This window comes from Rhodohalobacter sp. (assembly GCF_041686455.1).
Taxonomy (GTDB): domain Bacteria; phylum Bacteroidota; class Rhodothermia; order Balneolales; family Balneolaceae; genus Rhodohalobacter.
In genome coordinates this window covers 1-3,067 of record NZ_JAWLDW010000200.1, presented here as the reverse complement: position 1 = coordinate 3,067, position 3,067 = coordinate 1, and the positions used below count along the sequence as shown (strand labels likewise).

Annotated in this window: 2 protein-coding genes and 1 pseudogene; all 3 read right to left on the bottom strand. The window is 45.6% G+C overall.

The genetic code is table 11. The annotated features are described in order from the left end of the window. Positions 1-355, bottom strand: a pseudogene (locus ACESM0_RS13520) (hypothetical protein); the annotation flags it as partial. Positions 356-397: 42 nt separating this feature from the next. Then, complete coding sequence (locus ACESM0_RS13515) at positions 398-1,972, bottom strand: M81 family metallopeptidase (RefSeq protein ID WP_372906731.1); 1,575 nt, start codon at positions 1,970-1,972, stop codon at positions 398-400. A gap of 39 nt (positions 1,973-2,011) precedes the next feature. After that, positions 2,012-2,953 (bottom strand): hypothetical protein, encoded by a 942-nt coding sequence (locus ACESM0_RS13510; RefSeq protein ID WP_372906730.1) that lies wholly within the window; start codon positions 2,951-2,953, stop codon positions 2,012-2,014. Between the last annotated feature and the right edge of the window lie 114 nt (positions 2,954-3,067).

Sequence of the window (3,067 nt, the reverse complement as noted above, 5' to 3'; positions counted from 1 at the left end):
CAAGCTCTTCCATGGTAGCGTCTAAATCAATTGTACCCTCCGCGACCTGAATTCCGTATAGTGCACTGAGAAAACTCTTGCGTATGGAGTGACATCGATATTTGTAATCCAGATCACCCCAAGAATCCACAACTTTTCCTTTATGAATTATCATAATCGAGGCTGTATCCAGCTCGTCGGTCAATTCACGGGCTTTTTGCAATCCTTCCATCGACCATCCATACGTTTCCGGATTGTCCATCACTTCCCACTCACTGCCCGGGAAAGCCGTTTCATCACTACTATCTCCGGCACATGAACCGAGAATAAACAGTAATAATAAAGCAATAGTTAAGCTTTTTGATAAGATTCTCATGGCAGGTGTGTTTGTATGTGAATTTTGATGTTAGACGGCGGATTAATTTTCACGAGGATCATAATCCGGATTCCCGAATGGGTAATATTCTTCGATATCTACATTCTGATAATCCAGAGCGTCTAACCGAACCGTTCCGAACCAATCACCGGGTGCATCTACAATATGGATGGTCTTTGCATAACCGGTCTCATCAAAACCTCTTCGGAAATGAACTCTGCTTTTCAATACAAATACATCATAGTCGTCGGGGTTAACCGGTCCAACCTGTGAACGGTCAGGAGTGGAATTCTGCTGATATCCCGGAGCGAGCAACAGCATATTACCCTCACCAAAAGCGATTGCAGCGGCTTTATCGTATCCCCATTGAGATCCTCGCCAAACGAGTTCTCCCTGAATCCGAACAGGCTCACCGGCTTGTTCTCCGGTATAGCCGCCAACTTCCATATCAAAAGAGTCTCCGGGCTGTAAATCCTGCTCCCAGATTGCCTCCAGCGTGGGTTCATCTGTCAAAGCTGATATTATAAATTTACTCACACCCTGATCTATCAACTCTCTGAGTGTCCAGGTAGCGTCACCCGGCCGATCCCAGTAGTCGCCAAGTACAACCGGAGTTTCGCCTTCAGCTATAGCTTCACGGGTCATTCGCACAGCCTCTTCGGGTGATGGGTACTCTCCATGAGCCCATTCACTTCGTACACGCCAGATATATTCTGCCATATCGGTGGCAATTTCGTCAGCGAGTTCCTGGTCGTTGTTTGTCAAAACATGGATACTGGTTCCAACATCAGGAACATCCGACCATGGGAATCCCAGGAATACATTTACGTATGCACCGGGTTCTCTGTCTTCCCAGCGGCGGGCTCGCTCCATAACGTCCATGATGGGAGACTGCCCCGTCCACTGAAGAATAGTGGCTGTTAAAATTGGCGGGGTTCGCGTGGCTGTTGCCGGTTCATAGTTGCCCTGCATCACATTTCGCAAATATCTTGATGCTCTTTGACCTTGACGATATGCATCATAGTGCGGGAAACGTTTGGTTACAAAAGCGCCATCGGCATACTCTAAAAACTGCTCATCCTCGTTACCGTGGAGGTCAAAGGATCCAACAATCGGAACATCAGGACCAACCACTTCCCGGAACCTCTTTGCGATCTCTGCTTCCGGCCGGTCGATATTGCGAACAGCCATTGCGCCATGGAGTGACAGGAATACACCATCAACCGGCATTGCTTCCTTCAGGTCCTCGATCATCAGGTTTACAAAATGATCAAATGCCTCTTCCTGATTCCAACTTCTGGATGTTCCGCCAAAAACACCTCTCGGTGTTGATAGGCCGATCAGATTCATATCACTCAGTTCCTTCGACTGTGCTACAAATCCCCGCATGTAGCTGCTTCGGCTAAAAACATCTTCGCCCGTAACCGGTTCTCCCTGATATGTCCAGTCTTCAACTCCGGGATCACCGCCGGGGCAAAACGTGCAGGTTTCGTGGGAAAACCTCACAACTGCCACATCATATGTATCTTTATTTTTTTGATATTCACAGGATGAAAATGCGAACAGTGCAATACTCAAAAAAACCAGTTGAGAACCAAAACCTTTAGTAAGAACCATTATTTTAGATTTATTTTGAGTGCAGAAGGACTTCTCTATTTAAAAAACATACTCTTCTATCTGAACCATAATTGCTTTTGAGAATGCTTTTGCAAAAGCATTTCGGCTCTCATCGCTATCTCGCACACCGCTGAAATTTGCTTCAATTTGCCAGCCAAATACATCCGAATAATCATCAGAGGTGTACCTTCTAGTGTTATAGCCTCCGTTAAAGTAGGCCTCCCCGGGATAGGGAAACGGATCTTGCATGCTCGGTACAGCTGGTACCCCTTCATTTTCCATGATGGTTCCAAAAGCGCGCTCTCCTGTCAACAAATCCTGAAATTCTATCTCCGGATTTGCAGAAATCAGATTTTTAAATGAAGACTTTTCAGACAGTCTATCAGTCTCCTCTGATCCTTCATAGCTTTCACGAAGCTCCTCGTTACTTAGCAAATAGCCCAGCTCCAGCCGCTGAATTTCATGCCCATGTCCGTGGAGGTCGATAAATATCACTCGGCCATACTCCTCTACTGCAGACTGTATCGCTTCTTCGATCTTGCTGTGATATACCTCCCAAACATCCTTGCCAAGTTCATGTCCACATGTTGCCAGCTCAACATCCCGGTTCAGGTCAATTTTTCTTCTATGAATTAAGGCAGATACAACATAAGGCTCAACGCCAAAATCCTGTTTCATTTGATATTTGATCTCGTCAGCCAATTCAGTCGTATTTGTGTCTCGCACGGTTGTGATGCCCGAACAGCTTCGATCGGGGATTTCATTTGGAGTGAGGGTACCTCCATGAGGCGCACTGATGACAAGGGGTATATCTCCGGTTGAAACCTTCATCATGTCGGAGATTTCAAACTCCTGCACCGGAATCGTTTCCGAATCCTGTTCTTCTGCATCATCACACTGAATAAAAAAGAGAGCAGACACAGTTAGTAATCCAAGCAAATAAAGGCGGGCATGTTGAACAACATTCATTTCATTAAGCATAAATAAATTTGTAAGAAGTTAGTATTATCAAAAAAATAGTAAGCATCCCTCTGCTAAGGAGGGATGCTTGAATTCATCATATCATTTTACATGAACATCCAGCCAGTCGACCCA